The organism is Burkholderia lata, assembly GCF_902499335.1.
GTDB lineage: Bacteria > Pseudomonadota > Gammaproteobacteria > Burkholderiales > Burkholderiaceae > Burkholderia > Burkholderia lata_B.
On record NZ_CABVQK010000007.1, the window covers coordinates 339358 to 356348 of the forward strand.

At 68.2% G+C, this 16991-nt stretch carries 14 protein-coding genes; 10 read left to right on the top strand and 4 right to left on the bottom strand.

The genetic code is table 11. From position 1 onward, the window contains the following. Window positions 1-239: 239 nt before the first annotated feature. Genes BCO18175_RS19615 through BCO18175_RS19630 form a run of 4 tightly spaced genes read left to right on the top strand, consistent with a single transcriptional unit; the run spans window position 240 to window position 5177 of the window. Complete coding sequence (locus BCO18175_RS19615) at window positions 240-2330, top strand: TonB-dependent receptor (protein WP_174983464.1); 2091 nt, start codon at window positions 240-242, stop codon at window positions 2328-2330. Continuing rightward, window positions 2330-3127 (top strand): ABC transporter ATP-binding protein, encoded by a 798-nt coding sequence (locus tag BCO18175_RS19620; RefSeq protein ID WP_174983467.1) that lies wholly within the window; start codon window positions 2330-2332, stop codon window positions 3125-3127. Before BCO18175_RS19615 ends, BCO18175_RS19620 begins: the two co-directional genes overlap by 1 nt. Next, a complete protein-coding gene (locus BCO18175_RS19625; protein ID WP_174983303.1) occupies window positions 3124-4140 on the top strand; it encodes an ABC transporter substrate-binding protein in 1017 nt (338 codons plus the stop codon). The genes BCO18175_RS19620 and BCO18175_RS19625 overlap by 4 nt, the downstream gene beginning before the upstream one ends. Then, entirely contained in the window at window positions 4137-5177 is a 1041-nt protein-coding gene (locus BCO18175_RS19630) for a FecCD family ABC transporter permease (protein WP_174983305.1), read from the top strand. Before BCO18175_RS19625 ends, BCO18175_RS19630 begins: the two co-directional genes overlap by 4 nt. A 63-nt stretch (window positions 5178-5240) precedes the next feature. Here BCO18175_RS19630 and BCO18175_RS19635 read toward each other — a convergent pair whose 3' ends face one another. Beyond that, window positions 5241-6617, bottom strand: coding sequence for an ATP-binding protein (locus tag BCO18175_RS19635; protein ID WP_174983307.1), 1377 nt, complete (start codon window positions 6615-6617; stop codon window positions 5241-5243). Then, complete coding sequence (locus BCO18175_RS19640; RefSeq protein ID WP_046545396.1) at window positions 6618-7343, bottom strand: response regulator; 726 nt, start codon at window positions 7341-7343, stop codon at window positions 6618-6620. A gap of 246 nt (window positions 7344-7589) precedes the next feature. Between BCO18175_RS19640 and BCO18175_RS19645 the strand changes: the two genes are divergently transcribed. The 3 genes from BCO18175_RS19645 to BCO18175_RS19655 all read left to right on the top strand — a co-directional run bounded on the left by BCO18175_RS19645 (window position 7590) and on the right by BCO18175_RS19655 (window position 9469). Further along, window positions 7590-8336 (top strand): MipA/OmpV family protein, encoded by a 747-nt coding sequence (locus tag BCO18175_RS19645; RefSeq protein WP_174983309.1) that lies wholly within the window; start codon window positions 7590-7592, stop codon window positions 8334-8336. A gap of 222 nt (window positions 8337-8558) precedes the next feature. Continuing rightward, window positions 8559-8888, top strand: a complete 330-nt coding sequence (locus BCO18175_RS19650) for a hypothetical protein (protein WP_174983311.1) — start codon at window positions 8559-8561, stop codon at window positions 8886-8888. A gap of 50 nt (window positions 8889-8938) precedes the next feature. Beyond that, on the top strand, window positions 8939-9469 hold the full coding sequence (locus BCO18175_RS19655) for a hypothetical protein (protein ID WP_254608131.1): 531 nt from the start codon (window positions 8939-8941) through the stop codon (window positions 9467-9469). A 31-nt stretch (window positions 9470-9500) separates the two neighbouring features. Here BCO18175_RS19655 and BCO18175_RS19660 read toward each other — a convergent pair whose 3' ends face one another. Further along, window positions 9501-10718, bottom strand: a complete 1218-nt coding sequence (locus BCO18175_RS19660; protein WP_174983313.1) for a transglycosylase SLT domain-containing protein — start codon at window positions 10716-10718, stop codon at window positions 9501-9503. Between the two features lie 410 nt (window positions 10719-11128). Next, entirely contained in the window at window positions 11129-12289 is a 1161-nt protein-coding gene (locus tag BCO18175_RS19665) for a porin (RefSeq protein WP_174969423.1), read from the bottom strand. Between the two features lie 567 nt (window positions 12290-12856). On the opposite strand from BCO18175_RS19665, the gene BCO18175_RS19670 reads away from it, so the two are divergent. The 3 genes from BCO18175_RS19670 to BCO18175_RS19680 are packed head-to-tail and all read left to right on the top strand — an operon-like array spanning window position 12857 to window position 16987. Continuing rightward, complete coding sequence (locus BCO18175_RS19670; protein ID WP_174969422.1) at window positions 12857-13366, top strand: sigma-70 family RNA polymerase sigma factor; 510 nt, start codon at window positions 12857-12859, stop codon at window positions 13364-13366. A 3-nt stretch (window positions 13367-13369) separates the two neighbouring features. Next, window positions 13370-14356, top strand: a complete 987-nt coding sequence (locus tag BCO18175_RS19675; protein WP_174983315.1) for a FecR domain-containing protein — start codon at window positions 13370-13372, stop codon at window positions 14354-14356. Between the two features lie 54 nt (window positions 14357-14410). After that, complete coding sequence (locus BCO18175_RS19680) at window positions 14411-16987, top strand: TonB-dependent siderophore receptor (RefSeq protein WP_174983317.1); 2577 nt, start codon at window positions 14411-14413, stop codon at window positions 16985-16987. The last annotated feature ends 4 nt before the right edge of the window (window positions 16988-16991 follow it).

Below are 16991 nucleotides of genomic sequence, written 5' to 3' on the forward strand. Positions count from 1 at the left end.
CTGACAAAATCCTGACTAATCAAGGTGATATATTGTATCATCGGATGTTTGCGCCACCGGCGGCGCCGGGCTGCCCGGCACGGCCGCGTGCGGCACCACCATCCGAAGATCGATACGACGTGACGAAAACCAGACACACCCCGGCGCGCGGGGAGCGGCATCACGCCGCGTCGCGCCGGAACGCCGACGCCTGGCGCGTTCGCGCGGCACGCGGCTGCACGGCCCTGCTGGGTTGCGCGATGGCGACCTCCGGCGCGTTGGCCGCCGAAGCGGCCGCACCCGCACCGGATGAGCGGCATGCGCTGCCGGCGATCAACGTCAGCGCGCAATCCGCGCCGGCCGACCCGCTGACGCAACCGCTCGAAACGGGCTCGCGGCTCGGGCTCGCGAGCCTTGACACGCCCGCGAGCGTCGAGACGGTCACGGCCGGCACGATCGACGCGCGCGGCGATCGCACGGTGCTCGACGCGGTGACGCGCACCGCGGGTTTCTCGAGCGCGATGGCGCCCGGCACGGGCGGCACCGCATTGAGCGTGCGCGGCTTCAGCGGGCAGGAATCGGTGATGACATTGCTCGACGGCGTGCGGCTGATGCCGGCCGCCGGCACGATCACGTTCCCGTTCGATACGTGGTCGGTCGAGCGCATCGAGGTGCTGCGCGGTCCGGCATCGGTGCTGTACGGAGAAGGGGCGATCGGCGGTGTCGTGAACGTGGTGCCGAAGCGGCCGCAGCGCACGCGCGAGACGACGCTGCAGGTCGGTGTCGGCCCCGACGGCGCGAAGCGCGCCGCGTTCGATACGACGGGTGCGCTCGGCTCGCAGCTGTCGTATCGCTTCTATGCGAGCGATGCGCGTGCGAACGGTCTCGCCGAGCGGGCCGATACGCATACGACGGCTGTCGGCGGCGCGTTGAAATTCGACGTGAGCCCGAAGCTCACGCTGACGCTCGACTTCGACTACGGCCGCCAGATGCCGGCGACCTACTATGGCGTGCCGGCACCGAACGGCGTGCTCGATCCGTCGCTGCGCAAGCTCAATTACAACGTCGCCGATGCGACGATGTCCTACTACGACCAGTGGACGCGCCTGTTGGCCAGCTACCGGCCGACGGCCGGCGTGACGATCGACAACCAGCTCTACTACCTGACGTCGAACCGCCACTGGCGCAATGCCGAGTCGTATTCGCTCGACGCCGCGACGGGTCTCGTCACGCGCGGCGACTATCTCGACATCGGCCACCACCAGCGGCAGATCGGCGGTCGGCTGAGCGCACGCTTCGACGGCGCGCTGTTCGGCCGCGCGAACCGCTTCGTCGTTGGCACGGAATTCAGCCAGATCACGTTCAGCGGTACCAACAATTCGCCGTACGGCGGCGATTCGACGGTGCCCGCGCACGGCTTCGATCCCGGCGTGTTCACGAGTCCCGACCCGACGGTGCCGCAGTTCAGCACGCGGGCGCGGCAGGCCGCGGTGTTCGCCGAGAACCGGCTCGAAGTGCTGCCGCGGCTCGCGTGGGTGAGCGGCCTGCGCTACGACCACATTGCGTTCAGCCGCGAGCAGGCCGCGACCGGCGCGGGCTTCGACAAGCGCTTCGCGAACGTCGGCTGGCGCACGGGCTTCGTGTTCGAAGTCGCGCCGACGCTCAGCGCGTATGCGCAGTACACGACGGGCGCGGAGGGCCTCGGCTCGCTCGTGACGCTGTCCGCGTCGCAGGCGAACTACCGGCTCGCGACCGGCGAGCAGTGGGAAGCCGGCGTCAAGCAGACGCTGCTCGACGGCCGCGCGTACTGGACGTTCGCCGTGTACGACATCACGAAGCGCAACCTGCTCAGCACCGATCCGCTCAATCCCGCGCTGCGCCAGCAGGTCGGCCGGCAATCGTCGCGCGGCATCGAGCTGACGGGCGGCGCGCGGCTGCCGCACGGCTGGACGATCGATGCGAACGTCGCGCTGCTGCGCGCGCGTTACGACGAGTTCAACCAGAAGGTCGGCAGCACGACGGTGTCGCGCGCCGGCAATGCACCGGCCAACGTGCCGCAGCAGACGGCGAACCTGTGGCTCGGTTGGGCGTTTGCCGAGCGCTGGCAGGCGAATGCGGGCGTGCGTTACGTCGGCGCGACGTACGGCGACGACGCGAACCGCGTGCAGGTGCCGTCGTACACGGTGTTCGATGCGTCGCTGCGCTGGCAGCCGACGTCGCGCACCGAGCTCGCGCTGTACCTGCGCAATCTCGCGAACCGTACGTATGCGGTGACGACGTCGAACGGCGGCGAGCAATGGCTGCTCGGCCCGTCGCGCTCGGCGGAGCTTGTCGCGACGATGCGCTTCTAATGCGGCGCGGCGAGCCTCCGGTGACGCACATGCTCGACATCGAACGCGTGAGCTGGTCTCCCGGCGGCGCGATCGCCGTGCTCGATTCGGTCACGCTGAGCGTGGCCGAAGGCGAGTTCGTCGGGCTGGTCGGCCCGAACGGCAGCGGCAAGACGAGCCTGCTGCGCTGCGTGTTCCGTTACGCGCGGCCCGATGCGGGCCGTGTCGCGCTCGATGCGGAGGATGTATGGCGCATGCGGCCGCGCGCGGTCGCGCATCGCATCGCGGTGCTGCAGCAGGAGACGCCGGATGATTTCGGGCTGACGGTCGACGAACTGGTCGGCATGGGGCGCACGCCGCACAAGCGGCCGTTCGATGCGGAGACGGCGGACGATCGCCGGATCGTCGAATCCGCACTGCACGACGTCGGCCTCGTCGAGCGCCGTGCGCAACGTTTCGCGTCGCTGTCGGGCGGCGAGAAGCAGCGTGCGCTGCTGGCCCGCGCGCTCGTGCAGCAGCCTGAACTGCTGCTGCTCGACGAACCGACCAACCATCTCGACCTGCGCCATCAGCTCGAACTGCTCGCGCGCGTGCGGCGCCTCGGCATCGCGACGCTCGCCACGATTCACGACCTCAATCTCGCGGCCGCCTATTGCGACCGGCTCCACGTGCTCGCGCACGGCAGGATCGTCGCATCGGGCACGCCGGCCGACGTGCTGACCGAAGCGCTGCTGCGCGACGTGTTCGGCGTCGTCGCGCTCGTCGATCGCCATCCCGTCACGGGCCGCCCGCGCATTACGCCGCTTCATCCGGAATGACCGCCATGCCGTTTCCCGTCTTGTCCTTCGCTTTGTCGTCCGCGTTGCCATCCATATCCCGCCGGCTGGTTGCCGCGACCGTGCTCGGCTGCGCGGCCGCTCATGCGGGGGCCTATCCCGTTACCGTGCGCAGTTGCGATCGCGACGTGACCTTCGAGCGCGCGCCGACCCGTGCCGTGAGCAACGACGTGAACCTGACCGAGATGATGCTCGTGCTCGGCCTGAAGGACCGGCTCGTCGGCTACACCGGCATCGGCGGCTGGAAGACGGGCACCGCGCGCGTGCGCGACGCGCTGCGCGGCGTGCCCGAACTGGCGAGCCAGTATCCGTCGCTCGAGGTGCTGGCGGCCGCGCGCGCCGACTTCTATCTCGCGGGCTGGAACTACGGGATGCATGTCGGCGGCGCGGTGACGCCCGCAACGCTCGCGCCGTTCGGCATTCGTACGTACGAGCTGACCGAATCGTGCTCGCACGTGATGAAGCAGGCGGCCGCGTCGTTCGACGACGTGTTCCGCGACCTGAACAATCTCGGCCGGATCTTCGGCGTCGACGCGCGCGCCGCGCAGGTCGTCGCGTCGATGCGCACGCGTCTCGCGGCGGTGTCGCGTGCGATCGGGCATCCGGAGCCGCTGCGCGTGTTCGTCTACGACAGCGGCACCGACAAGCCGATGACGGCCGGCGGGCTCGCGATGCCGACTGCGCTGCTGGCGGCGGCCGGCGCGCGCAACGTGATGGCCGACCTGCCGCGCAGCTGGACGCAGGTGAGCTGGGAAAGCGTGGTCGCGCGCGATCCGCAGGTGATCGTGATCGTCGACTATTCGGCCGTGACGGCTGCGCAGAAGCAGCAGTTCCTGCAGAGCCAGCCGTCGCTCGCGCGCGTGGCCGCGATCCGCGACCGGCGCTTCATCGTGATTCCGTACGATGCGGCGACGCCGGGCCCCGAGAACGTCGCGGCGGTCGAGACGCTGGCGCGCGCGCTGTATCCGGCCGCGTTCGCGGGGCCGGCGCGATGAGCGTGCACGTGCGTGGGGCGCGGCCCGGCATGCGCACGGTGCTGCCGGTGCTGGCGCTGCTGCTGATCGTGTCTATCGTCGCATCGGCCGCGTTCGGGCCGGCGCCGATCGCGATGCCGGCTGCGGTGCGGATCGTCGCCACGCACATCGTGTCGGCGTTCGGCGAGGGCGGTGCGTTCGCGGCGGGGGCGGGCGACGACAGCATCGTGTGGCTGATCCGGATGCCGCGCGCACTGTTGGCCGCGATCGTCGGCGCGACGCTGGCAGCGGTCGGCGTGGCGCTGCAGGCCGCGACCGCGAACCGCCTGGCCGATCCGCACCTGCTCGGCGTGAGCGCAGGCGCAATGCTCGGCGCCGTTGCGGTTACGGTGATGGCCGGCGCGGCATTCGGCCCGTTCACGCTGTCGGCCGCCGCGTTCGCGGGCGCGCTCGCGGCAACCGCCTGCGTCGTCGCGCTCGCTTACCGGCGCGGCCGGCTCGAATCGGACCGGCTGCTGCTCGCGGGCGTATCGGTGTCGTTCATGATGGCCGCGTTCGGCAACCTGCTGCTGTATCTCGGCGATCAGCGCGCCGCGTCGTCGGTGCTGTTCTGGATGCTCGGCGGCGTCGGGCTCGCGCGCTGGGATCTGCTGCCGGTGCCGGCCGTGTGCGCGGTGCTCGCCGGTGGCGCGTTGTACGCGCGCCGGCGCGAACTGAATGCGTTGATGTCGGGCGATGTCGCCGCGGCGTCGCTCGGTGTGCCGAGCGCGCGGATGCGGCGCGAGGTGTTCGTCGTCGCGTCGTTCGCGACGGGCGCGATGGTGGCGGTGAGCGGGGCGATCGGCTTCGTCGGGCTCGTGACGCCGCATCTGTGCCGCCGCGTCGTCGGCGCCGAGCACGGCAGGCTGCTACCGGTGGCCGCGCTGACGGGCGCGATCCTGCTCGTATGGGCCGATGTGGCCGCCCGCACGCTCGCGGCACCGGAGGATCTGCCGATCGGGATCGTGACCGCGATGTTCGGCAGCCTGTTCTTCGTCGCGCTGCTGCGCCGCCGCTGAGCGGCGCGGACGCATCGGCGGCAGACGGTCAGGCGAGGCCGGCCGGGAAGCCTGCCGCGTGCTTCATTGCCGGGGGATGGCCATGCCGGTGCTGCCGCCGAATGCATTGGCATGCGCGTGGGCATCCGGCATGTCGAACAGGTTGTCCGGCAGCGTTCGCGCGGGCAGCGTGATCACGAAGCGTGCGCCGCCGAGCGGTGAATCCTCGAGGCGCACGTCGCCGCCATGCACCTGCGCGACGCGCCGCACGATCGCGAGCCCGAGCCCGAAGCCGCCGGTCTGCCGGTCGCGGCTGGAGTCGAGCCGCTGGAACGGTTCGAACACGCGGGCGCGCTCGGCGGCCGGAATGCCGGGGCCATCGTCGTCGACGCTCAGCACGAGCGCGCCGGACGCGTCGCCCTCGGCGGCGAGCAGCACCGTGCGCGACGCATAGCGTGCGCCGTTGCGGATCAGGTTCAGCAACGCGCGGGCGACCAGCTTCGGGTCGCACACGTGGGCCGCGGGTGCACCGAGCGTCGACACGTCGAGCGTGATGCCGCGATCGGCGATGTCGTTCGCGACGTTGCCGGCGACGCTGTCGATCAGCGCATCGACGACGACTTCCATCGGCGCGAGCTGGCTCGCGCCCTGTTCGAGCCGGCCGATCGTCAGCAGCTCGGTGACGAGCTCGTCGAGTTCGCGCACGTCGCGCCGCAGCGCGTCGCGGCGTTCGCGCATCCGTCCCGTTTCGTCAGGCTCCGCGAGCAGCGCGAGCCCGAATTCGAGCCGCGCGAGCGGCGTCTTCAGTTCGTGCGAGATGCCGTGCATCATTTCGCGCTGCTGCTTGATCGACGCCTCGATGCGCTCGGCCATGTCGTTGAACTGCTGCGACAACTCGTAGATGTTCGACTTGCCGGACAGCTTCACGCGCGTCGACAGCGTACCGGCGCCGAATGCGTGTGCGGCTTCCTGCAGCCTGCGCAGGTCGCGCCAGTGATAATGAATCCACAGCACCACCGCGAACAGCGTGCTGAGCGCGAGCAGCAGGTACGCATAGATCTTGATGTCGAGATCGGAGGCTTCGATCGGCCGCGCATGCAGGACCGTACCGTCCGCGAGCGGCATGTAGTAATCCTTGCCGTTGTAGCTGATCGCGATCCGGCCGGCATCGAGATCACGCAGCGGCACGCCGCTCAATTGCGCTCGGGCTGCGGCCATCGACAGGAAGCCGAATCCTTCGTTGCCGTGTTTCGCGAGCTCGCGTAGCGCGAGTTCGCGCTGCCCGCCCGGATGGCGCTCGAGGTAGTCGTTGAGCACGAACGCATAGGTGGTCAACGAGTCGCGCTGCGCCTGCGCGCTGCGGTCGTAGAAGATCCGGTCGAACGACAGCTGGATGAACAGGATCGACGAGGCGACGAACAGGATTACGACGAGGTACAGCCTGATCAACGGGCGCAGCATTTATTCGTCCCACGCAGAAGGGCTGAACAGGTAGCCGCGGCCCCAGATCGTCTTGATCTTGTGCGGCTCCGACGATGCATCCTCGAAGCGGCGTCGCAGCTTCGAGATGCCGGAATCGACCGAGCGGTCGAGTCCGTCGAACTCGATCCCGCGCAGCTGCTTGAGGATGTCGTCGCGGCTCAGCACGGTGCCGGCCGCGCGCGCGAGGATCAGCAGCAGGTTGAATTCGGCGGTCTTCAGGTCGACCGGCTCGCCTCGCCACGTGACGGTGCGGTTCGGCGGCGAGATCGCCAGCTCGCCGAACACGAGCGCTTCGGGCGCGGCCACGGGCGCTTCGGCGGCGGCCGGCTGCGCACGGCGCAGCAGCGCGCGGGCGCGTGCGACCAGTACGCGCGGCTCGATCGGCTTCGTCACGTAGTCGTCGGCACCCGTCTCGAGGCCCGCGACCTGGTCGTAGACGTCCAGGCGCGCGGTCAGGATCAGCACGGGGACGTTGGTGAACGCGCGGATACGCCGGCAGACTTCCATCCCGTCGAGGTTCGGCAGCATCAGGTCGAGTATCACGAGGGCCGGCTGGTGCTCGCGCACCGCCGCGACGGCGAGGTCGCCGCGGCGCACGACCGTCACCGCGAATTCATAGCCATCGAGGTATTCGCGGACGAGCTGTGCAAGGCGGTCGTCGTCCTCGATCAGCAGTACACGGTATTTGAGCGGATCTTCGTTCATGGTCTCCTCAGGATGCACGCGCCATCTCACGCCCGGGCGAGCCGGTGTGCGGCGCGGCACGCGAATTCTATCCGGCGTACCGAAGGCCGGGGAAGCGGGACGACAATCTCGAACAATCGAACACAATTGAGCACAGATTCTCCGAAGATTCAGGACAGTCTCGGCAGAGGGCGGCACCTAGACTGCGGGCTCCGTCACTTTTATCTCAATATTGTGCGCCCAATACTCCGCCGCTACCGCTATTGCATGCCGCTCGCCGGCCTGACCCTCGCCGCCGTCGCCCACGCGGAAAACCAGTATTCGCTGTCGCTGGGTGGCGGTTTCGCGCCGCGCTACCAGGGCAGCAACCAGTCTCGCGGCGTCGTTGCGCCGGGTTTTTCCGCGAAGTTCGGCAACGGCTTCTTCATCGACAGCACCCAGGGTGCCGGCTACCGGATGGACTTGCCGCACGGCGCGTTCGTGTCGGCGGCCGTGAGCTACGACGCGGGCCGCACTGACCGGAACCGCGTCGACATGCCGGGCTCCGACTACCTGAAGGGCATGGGCAGGATTCCGGGCTCGGTGCTGGTCGGCGTGCGCGCGGGCGTGACGCTGTTCAACGCGGCGGAACTGAGTGTCACGATCGATACCCCCGTGACGCACACGTCGCGCGGCGTGTCGGGGCACATGGATCTCGCGGTGCCCGTGTTCAAGGCCGCGCAGCACGAGATCATCGTGACGGGCACCGTGCATGCGGGCTCGGGGCGCTACACGCAGACGTTCTATGGCGTGACCGATGCGCAGTCGATGACGAGCCGGTTCCGGCCGTATTCGACGAGCGGCGGGATCGACAGCGCGTCGATGGCGGTCGCGTGGAACTGGACCCTGTCGCAGCACTGGTCGGTACTCGCGACCGGCGGCGTGACGCGGCTGCTCGGCCGCTACGGCGACAGCCCGATCGTCCAGTCGCGCAGCAACTACTACGCCATTGCGGGCGCGACCTACAAGTTCTGAGCGGATCGTCGCGGCACGCATCGTGTGGCGCAGCCGGCATGCACGTGCCGTCACGCCGCGCAGCGTGCGGTAACATGCAGACGGCTTCGGCGGCAGGCCGAATCCGCGGCTTGGGGCACGCAGAATCGGCGTGACCCATGCGCGCGGAACCGATCATGCATGCAACGCCCGGCCGGCCGGGAACGCCGCACAGGTTCCGCCGGGTGCAACAGGGAGAATCCGATGAAGAAGACGATCGCGATGATGATGGCGCTGGTTGCGGGCGCAACGTTTGCGGGATGCACGGACATGAAGACGCGGAATGCGACCGCAGGCGGCATGGTGATGAATGGCGAGCCGGCACGCACGCCGCAGGCCTGCAAGGCGGACGCGGGGCCGGACGACGCGCTGGTCGGCAAGGCCGAAGCCGATGCGGCGGCGCAACTGGACGGCTGCCTGTGGCGCGTGCTCGAGCGCGACGGCAAGTCATTGCCGGGCACGATGGATTACCGGGAGGAACGCCGCAATCTCGGCATTCGCGACGGCAAGGTGATCTGGGTGCGGCGCGGGTGAGGGGTGGTGCCGGTGGCGTGCCCACGGGTACGCGAGCGCGTGGCGTCGGCATGCATGTCGTGCCCGGCATTGCCGCGGTCGAGAGATTGTCGATGGTGCCGCGGGCAGCGGCCCGCGTGCTGACACTGGCGGCGCTGGGCGTGCTCGGTGTGCTGGCCGGATGCGAACAACATGACGGCGCAGCATCGGCAGCGCCTCGCACCGTTTGCATCACCGGCTATAACGAATACACCCGCAAGCTTCACGAGTTCTGGCTCGACAACGAACACAAGTCGGGATGCTTCGGCAATCCGTCCGCGCGGGAAGCCGGCGAATCCTTCGGCGGTGGCGGCGGGTTCGCCTGCGGCTGCAAGGTCACGCCGGGGCAAACAGTGAAGCTCGCGTGGGTGTTCGCGCAACCGCTGGACGAGATCCAGCGTGGCGTCCAGGCGGAGCACAAGACGATCGACGTGGCGATTCCGCAGCCGGAATCGTCGACGTCGCGCTATCTGCGCGTGTATTTCAGGAAGAACGGCACGGCCGAACTGCAATGGGTGGACGACATGAACGCACCCGAACTGCCGCCGACCGTCGAGCAATGATCGCCGCGCGACGCGTGCGATCGGCGGTGCGTTACTTCGAGATGTACCACAGCGCATCCGCGCTGGCGCGCGAGGGCTGAGCGGCCGCAGCCGGCACTTGAGCCGGCGCGGGCGGCGGCGTGTTCGACGTGATGGCCGTCGGCAGCGTGGCCGGAATGTTCGCGGTCGACGGCGAGGCCGCCGTGGTTCCCGACGTCGAAGGCGTATTCACGTACCACAGCGCATCGGCCGACGCCGTGCGTTTTGCCGGCGTTGCCGCCGGACTGGCTGCCGTGTTCGTCGCCGTGTTCGCCGACTTTTTCGAGCCAGCCGCCGCCGTCGCCGCCGTGCCCGTCCCGGCCTGCGCCGTCATGCCGGCGCCATTGCCCGCGCTCCGCTGCGCGCGCGCCTCGAACGGCCCGAGCTGGAAGATTAACGTTTGCGCGGGACGTGTCAGGACGGCATACGGAAACTGCAGCTCCCACGACATCAGCACGCGCCCGGACGACGTCTCGGTGAAGATCGCCGGCACGTGCTTCATGTCGCTGAACTGCACGTAGATCCGCGCGCCGTCGTCGAAGACCTGGGTCGGCTTCGCCTGGTCCGCACCCGTGACCGTCCATCCGAAGTTGTACGAGCCGGCCGGGCCGGCGGGGCCACCCTGCGGCGGAGGCGGCGGGGCCGACGAAATCGTGCGCGGACGTGTGACCTGCTGCGCGGCGGGCGCGCTCAGGCTCGCGAACGGGTTGTACGCCTGGGCCTGTTGCGGCGGCGTAAAGGACGGTGGAAGGATAGGCATGGGAGTATCCGGCGAATCCGGCATGGTCCGGATTGCATCATAGACCTTGCGCGCATACGCGAGGCGCTTGTCGGGCGAGGCGGAGTTGTACGCGCCGATCGCGTTCCAGTTGGGGCCGAGCTGGCGGATGTTCTGCGACAGGATCCACGCGCCGACATACGCGTTCGTGCATGCATCGAACAGGCTTTCCCGCGTGATGCCTTCGCGCGCGAGCGTCGGCAGCCAGGTGCTGTTGATCTGCATCAGGCCGATGTCGACCGTGCCGTTCGTATTGGTGTTGACGGCGCTCGGATTCATGCCCGACTCGACCTGCGCGATGCCGCGCATCAGGCTGACGCTCACGTGCTGGAACGTGGCCGCGTCGTCGAGGCAATCGGCCCGCGCGACACCGTGCAGCGCGCACGACATCGCAATTGTCGAGGCGATTTTCAGCGTTTCTCGGCTGATCGAACGGGTTGTCTGACGCGGCATGGCAGGATGGGGCGGAATCCGACCGCCCGGTGCAAGGAAATTACGCAGACGCGAAGTGTGCCATAGCGAGCAGGCAAATGGCTCGCGTCAAACTTTCCTTTGCATTTGCCCGTGCGTTCGCCACGCATTTTTATCGCGTCCGATCACACGATGCGGCGAAGCATTATCGGTAAAAATGGCCGGATTTTTGCGCGAATGCGGGGGCAGCGGCGGCGCCGGAATACTGACGTATCGCGTCATTCGCTTGGGGAAATCGGTGCTGAATCAAACCGGATGGAAATCGCGCGGCAGTCGATATCCGGGTTGAAAAGGGCGATGAAAAGGCGATCCGGAAACATCGGCGGCCGAAGCCGCCTTATCGGTGAATGCGGATTCGGCCGGCCGCGCGGTGCGCAGCCGGCCGTTTTGCATCAGAAGCGGTGACGCAGGCCGAGGTTGACCATCGTCTGCGAACTCGTGCCCGCGTAGCCGTACGAACCGATCGACGCCTGCGCGGCCATCGAGCCGCCCTTGCCGTCGCCGGTCTGGCCGCTTGCGTGCTGGTACGCGGCGGTCAGGTAGACGTCGGTGCGCTTCGACAGGTTGTAGTCCGCGCCGGCCGATACCTGGTGATAGGTGGCCGACGTGTCGCCGCCCGAGCGTGTGTAGCTGTAGCCGACGCCGACCAGCAGCGCATTGGTCGCCTGGTAGTTCACGAAGCCTTGCCCCGTGTTGTAGTGCTCGTTCGAGCCGAACACCGAGCTTCCATCGCGGCGGTACTGCGCGTTGCTGTAGCCGAGGCCGAACGTGAACGGGCCGGCCACGTACTGGCCCGCGATGCGCGCGATGCCGATCGAATGCGCGCTCGCATAGCCGCTGTTGACCGGACCGTCGAACGTGCCGTCCGACGAGCTGGTCCAGCCGCTGCGCTGGGTGTTCGACGCGGGGCTGTTGGTCGTATGGAAGTAGCCGCCCGCGACGCTGAACGGCCCGTTGTTGTACGACACGGCGGCCGAATACGAATTCGCGGCGCCGGTGCTGCCGGCAATGCCGCCGAACGAGTACATCGCCGAAAACTGCAGGCCCGAATAGACGGCCGACGTGTACTTCACCGCGTTGTCGACGCGGAAGCTGTTGTCGTAGTTGTCGACGTCGCCCGCCGTCGCGAACACGCTGCCGAGATAGTTGTCGGCGGTGATGCCCTGCACGAGGTCGATGAGCGGATCGTACTGGCGGCCGAACGTGAGCGTGCCGTAGCGGTCGCTCGTCAGGCCGACGAACGCCTGCCGGCCGAACATGCGGCCGCCCTGGCCCATCCGGCCGTTGCTCGGGTCGAAGCCGTTCTCGAGCTGGAACAGCGCCTTCAGCCCGCCGCCGAGATCCTCGGTGCCTTTCACGCCCCAGCGGCTGCCGGCCAGGTTGCCCGCGCTGCTGTTGCCGAGCATCCACGCGTTGTCCTTGCCCTGCGCATGGTTCACGTAGGTGATCGACGTGTCGATCACGCCATAGAGCGTGACGCTCGACTGCGCATGCGCGACGGGTATCGCCGCGAATGACGCGATGGAAATCAGCGAGAGGGTCGTGCGTTTCATGTCATCTCCTTGCGCATTGGATTGTGTTCGTGATCCGGAATGGCAGGAGACTACCGAGCCCGATTAAAACGGCAAAAATGAAATTCTCTTTTGTGGCCTGACGCAGACAGGGATGTCCTCCGATCGCTGCAATCGAGGGATTTGAATTGTTGAAAATTGCGTATCAATTGATTGTCATTTCGCGATTTCGCCATTGCGGCTTGCATATCTCGCGATAATTTCGGGCAATTCGGGGAGGAATCACGGTGACCAGGATATTGTTATCGATCCGTCAAATAATTATTTAATGAATCGAATTGGCCGGGGTGTAATGAATGTGTTATCGGCGCGCCGCGCGTGCCTGGCGGTGTCGTCACGGATCGGCCACCCATTCCTGTTTCATGATCACTGTGTGCGGGGAACGCGGAGCGTGTGCCGCGCCAGGGCGTGACCGCCATCGGTGCGCCGCGCGCCGGAGCGCGGCAGCGGCCACCGCGCACCGGAACCTCGGTCGCCGGTCCGGTTTTGTATATAATAATCATTCTCATTTACAAAATTGTTGACGCCTGCGTACCCCGGAACCCGGCCATGTCTGCTGACAAGCTGTCTCTCCATCGAGAAATCGACGCCCTCTACACCGGCCACCACGCGTGGCTGCGCGGCTGGTTGAGCCGGAAGCTCGGCTGCGCGCACCGCGCGGCCGATCTCGCGCACGACACGTTCATGCGCCTGCTCGCGCGCGACGAGCCGATCGGCGCCGACGAGCCGCGCGCGTTCCTGACGACGGTCGCGCAGCGCGTGCTGAGCAACCACTGGCGGCGCGAGCAGATCGAGCGCGCATATCTCGATGCGCTCGCGCAGCGCCCTGAAGCGTACGCGTCGTCGCCGGAGGAGCGGGCCGTCGTGATCGAGACGCTGCTCGAAATCGACCGGCTGCTCGACGGCCTGCCGCTCGCGGCGAAGCGGGCGTTCCTGCTCGCGCAGCTCGACGGGCTCACGCAGGCCGAGATCGCGCGCGAACTCGGCGTGTCGCTTGCAACGGTGAAACGCTATCTCGTGAAGGCCGGCACGCAGTGCTTCTTCGCGATGGCGGCCTGACCGATGGCCACCCCGGGAGCGCCGGCGGTGCCGCCGCAGGTTGCGCGGCGCGCGGTCGAATGGTGGGTCGACCGGCAGGCCGGCCGTACCGATGAAGCGTTCGATGCCGCGCTCGCGCGCTGGCGCGCGGAAGATCCGATGCACGACGCGGCATGGCGCCATATCGAAACGATGCAGCGCAGGTTCGGCGGGCTGGCGGCCGGGCTCGACCCGCAGGCCGCGCACGCGGCGCTGCTGCCACCGCGTGCGGGCCGCCGCCGGGCGGCCGTGAAGACGCTGGCCGTGCTGCTGTTCGCGGGCGGCGCCGCATGGATGGCCGAGCCCGCGCGGCGGGCGGCGATCTGGCCGGCGGACCTGCGCACGGCGGTCGGCGAGCGGCGCACGGTGACGCTCGCGGATCGCACCGTCGTCGTCCTCGATACCGACACGGCGCTTGACGTGCGCTTCGACGATGCGGCGCGCCACCTGCGCCTGCTGCGCGGCACGATCATGGTGACGAGCGGCCACGACGATCGCGTGCCGGCACGACCGCTCGTCGTCGCGACCGCGCAGGGCGAGCTGCGGCCGCTCGGCACACGCTTCGCGGTGCGGCAGCGCGACGGCGCGACGCGCGTCGAGGTGTTCGCCGGCGCCGTGCGCGTGCAGCCCGACGATGCGGCGGCCGGCGCGCGCGTGATCGCGGCCGGCGAGGGCGCGGATTTCACGCGCGACGCGATCGGCGAGCCGGCACCGCTCGATGCGTATGCGTCCGCGTGGACGGGCGGCATGCTCGTCGCGTCGCGCATGCGGCTGGCCGACCTCGTCGCCGAGCTCGACCGCTATCGCCGCGGCAGCCTGCGCTGCGACGCGGCCGTGGCCGACCTGCGCGTGTCGGGCACCTATCCGCTCGACGATCCCGCGCGCGTGCTCGACACGCTGAAGGCGACATTGCCGATCGACGTTCACTACCTGACGCGCTACTGGGCGACGGTCGTGCCGGCTCGTTCGTGAGTGTTTTAAAAAAAATTTCTGCCGACCTGAGCTGTTTCTCGATGTTCGCGTGACATGGGTAATGAAAGCAGCACTGGCCCATCGTCCACCGACCTCCCGATCATGGTTTCCATCCGTTTCACGTATCGGCGCCGTCCGGCGCCTGCCCGACATCTGCCGCGCGAGTCGCGCCCGGCAGCACCTGCCGCGCCGGGCCGCCTCGCGCGCCGGCTGGCCGGCGCCGTCCTGGTGTCGGCGCTACTGCCGCTGCCCGCGCTGGCCGACACCGACACCGATGCGGCGCCGGCCGCGCAGCGCGCGGCGCGCCGTGCGTTCGACATTCCGGCCGGGCCGCTCGAGGCGGCGCTGAACCGGTTCGGCCGCGACGCGGGCATCCTGCTCGCATTTCCGGCCGAGATGACGGCCGGCCTGACGAGCGGCGGCGTGCAGGGCCGCTTCGACGTCGATGGTGCGCTCGACCGCCTGCTCGCGGGCACGGGGCTCGTCGCGCTGCGCCAGCCGGGCGGCGGTTACACGCTGAAGCGCGCGGACGGTTCGGTTGCACGGCCCATGGCGGCCGGCGTCGCTGCGGGCGCCGAGTTGCCCGCGATCAATGTGCGCACCAGCGCGCTGCGCGCCGAAAGCTATCGCGCGCCGAAGGAGGCGGGCGTGCTGCGTTCCGACATCCCGCTGCTCGACACCGCGCAGGCCGTCAACATCGTGCCGGCACAGGTGCTGCGCGACCAGCGTCCGCGCAATCTGGACGACGCGCTCGGCAACGTCAGCGGCATCACGCAGGGCAATACGCTCGCGGGCACGCAGGACACGATCATGAAGCGCGGCTTCGGCGGCAACCGTGACGGCTCGATCATGCAGAACGGGATGCCGCTCGTGCAGGGGCGCGCGTTCAACGCGGCGGTCGACAGCGTCGAGGTGCTGAAGGGGCCGACGTCGCTGCTGTACGGGCTGATGGACCCGGGCGGCGTGGTCAACGTCGTCACCAAGCAGCCGCAGCTCAAGCGCTACAACGCGATCTCGCTCGGCGCGTCGACGTTCGGGCACGGCAAGAACGGCGGCAGCGCGACCTTCGATTCGACCGGTCCGGTCGGCGATTCGCGGCTTGCGTACCGGCTGATCGTCGACCAGTCGAACGAGCAGTACTGGCGCAACTTCGGCGAATACCGGCAGACCTTCGTCGCGCCGTCGCTCGCATGGTATGGCCGCGATACGCAGGTCGCGGTGTCTTACCAGTACCGGAAATTCCATTCGCCGTTCGACCGCGGCACGGCGCTCGACCCGCGCACCAACGCGCCGCTCGACATTCCCGCGCGGCGGCGCATCGACGAGCCGTTCAACAACATGGACGGCGAATCGCACCTCGCGCAACTGAGCGTCGATCATCAGTTCAACGCGGACTGGAGCGCGCATTTCGGCTACAGCTACAACCGCGAGACCTACGACGCGAACCAGTTGCGCACGACGGGCGTCGATCCGGTGAAGGGCACGATGACGCGCAGCAACGACGCGACGCACGGCTCGCTCAGCACCGACAGCTACGGCATCGGCTACGTGAACGGCAAGCTGATGCTGGGCGGGATGCAGCACGACGTGCAGGTCGGCTTCGACACCGAATACCGCCGCATCTACCGCAAGGACATGCTGCGGCAGGCCGTGAAGACGCCGTTCAGCTACATCAATCCCGTCTACGGGCTGCTGCCGCCGTCGAGCACGGTGTCCGCAAGCGACAGCGACCAGACCGACACGCTGCACGATGCGTCGGCGTTCGTGCAGGACACGATCCACTTGACCGACAAGTGGATCGTGTCGGGCGGGTTGCGCTACATCACCTACAACCAGGTCGCAGGGCGCGGCCGGCCGTTCGTCGCGAACACCGATCTGAGCGGCTCGAAGTGGCTGCCGCGCGCGGGCGTCGTCTACAAGTGGACCGATACGTTCTCGCTGTACGGCAGCTATTCGCAGTCGCTGAAGCCGTCATCGTCGATCGCGCCGATGACGGGTTACATCATCGACGGCGCGACGCCGCCCGAGGAAGCGACCGCGTGGGAAGTGGGCGGCAAGCTCGACTTGCCGGGCGGGATGACCGGCACGCTCGCGTTCTTCAACATCGACAAGAAGAACGTGCTCGTGTCGCAGTACAACGACGCGACGAAGCTGACCGACTGGCGCACGTCGGGCAAGGCACGCTCGCGCGGTATCGAGCTCGACGTGTCGGGCAAGATCGGCGAGCGCGTGAACGTGATCGCGAGCTATGCGTACATCGACGCGAAGACGACCGAGGATCCGCTGTACACGGGCAACCAGCTGTGGAATGTCGCGCGCCACACCGCGTCGCTCGCGGCGGTCTACGACTTCGGCACGGTGGTCGGCGGCGACGACCTGCGCATCGGTGCAGACATGCGCTACGTCGGCGCGCGGCCCGGCGATTCGGCGAACAGCTTCACGCTGCCGTCGTACGTGCTTGCCGATGCGTTCGCCACGTACGACACGCGGATCGGCAAGCAGAAGCTGTCGTTCCAGCTCAATGTGAAGAACCTCTTCAATCGCACCTACTACCCGTCGAGCGCGAACCGTTACTTCGTCGCGATCGGCGATGCGCGACAGGTGTCGCTGCTCACCACGCTGCAGTTCTGACCAC

Bases quoted from the DNA above. Each gene is read 5' to 3' on its own strand.
- BCO18175_RS19640 (WP_046545396.1), bottom strand. From the start codon at position 7,343: ATGAACGAAGATCCGCTCAAATACCGTGTACTGCTGATCGAGGACGAC.
- BCO18175_RS19615 (WP_174983464.1), top strand. From the start codon at position 240: ATGGCGACCTCCGGCGCGTTGGCCGCCGAAGCGGCCGCACCCGCACCG.
- BCO18175_RS19655 (WP_254608131.1), top strand. From the start codon at position 8,939: ATGCATGTCGTGCCCGGCATTGCCGCGGTCGAGAGATTGTCGATGGTG.
- BCO18175_RS19650 (WP_174983311.1), top strand. From the start codon at position 8,559: ATGAAGAAGACGATCGCGATGATGATGGCGCTGGTTGCGGGCGCAACG.
- BCO18175_RS19625 (WP_174983303.1), top strand. From the start codon at position 3,124: ATGACCGCCATGCCGTTTCCCGTCTTGTCCTTCGCTTTGTCGTCCGCG.
- BCO18175_RS19675 (WP_174983315.1), top strand. From the start codon at position 13,370: ATGGCCACCCCGGGAGCGCCGGCGGTGCCGCCGCAGGTTGCGCGGCGC.
- BCO18175_RS19635 (WP_174983307.1), bottom strand. From the start codon at position 6,617: ATGCTGCGCCCGTTGATCAGGCTGTACCTCGTCGTAATCCTGTTCGTC.
- BCO18175_RS19620 (WP_174983467.1), top strand. From the start codon at position 2,330: ATGCGGCGCGGCGAGCCTCCGGTGACGCACATGCTCGACATCGAACGC.
- BCO18175_RS19630 (WP_174983305.1), top strand. From the start codon at position 4,137: ATGAGCGTGCACGTGCGTGGGGCGCGGCCCGGCATGCGCACGGTGCTG.
- BCO18175_RS19680 (WP_174983317.1), top strand. From the start codon at position 14,411: ATGGGTAATGAAAGCAGCACTGGCCCATCGTCCACCGACCTCCCGATC.
- BCO18175_RS19665 (WP_174969423.1), bottom strand. From the start codon at position 12,289: ATGAAACGCACGACCCTCTCGCTGATTTCCATCGCGTCATTCGCGGCG.
- BCO18175_RS19645 (WP_174983309.1), top strand. From the start codon at position 7,590: ATGCCGCTCGCCGGCCTGACCCTCGCCGCCGTCGCCCACGCGGAAAAC.
- BCO18175_RS19660 (WP_174983313.1), bottom strand. From the start codon at position 10,718: ATGCCGCGTCAGACAACCCGTTCGATCAGCCGAGAAACGCTGAAAATC.
- BCO18175_RS19670 (WP_174969422.1), top strand. From the start codon at position 12,857: ATGTCTGCTGACAAGCTGTCTCTCCATCGAGAAATCGACGCCCTCTAC.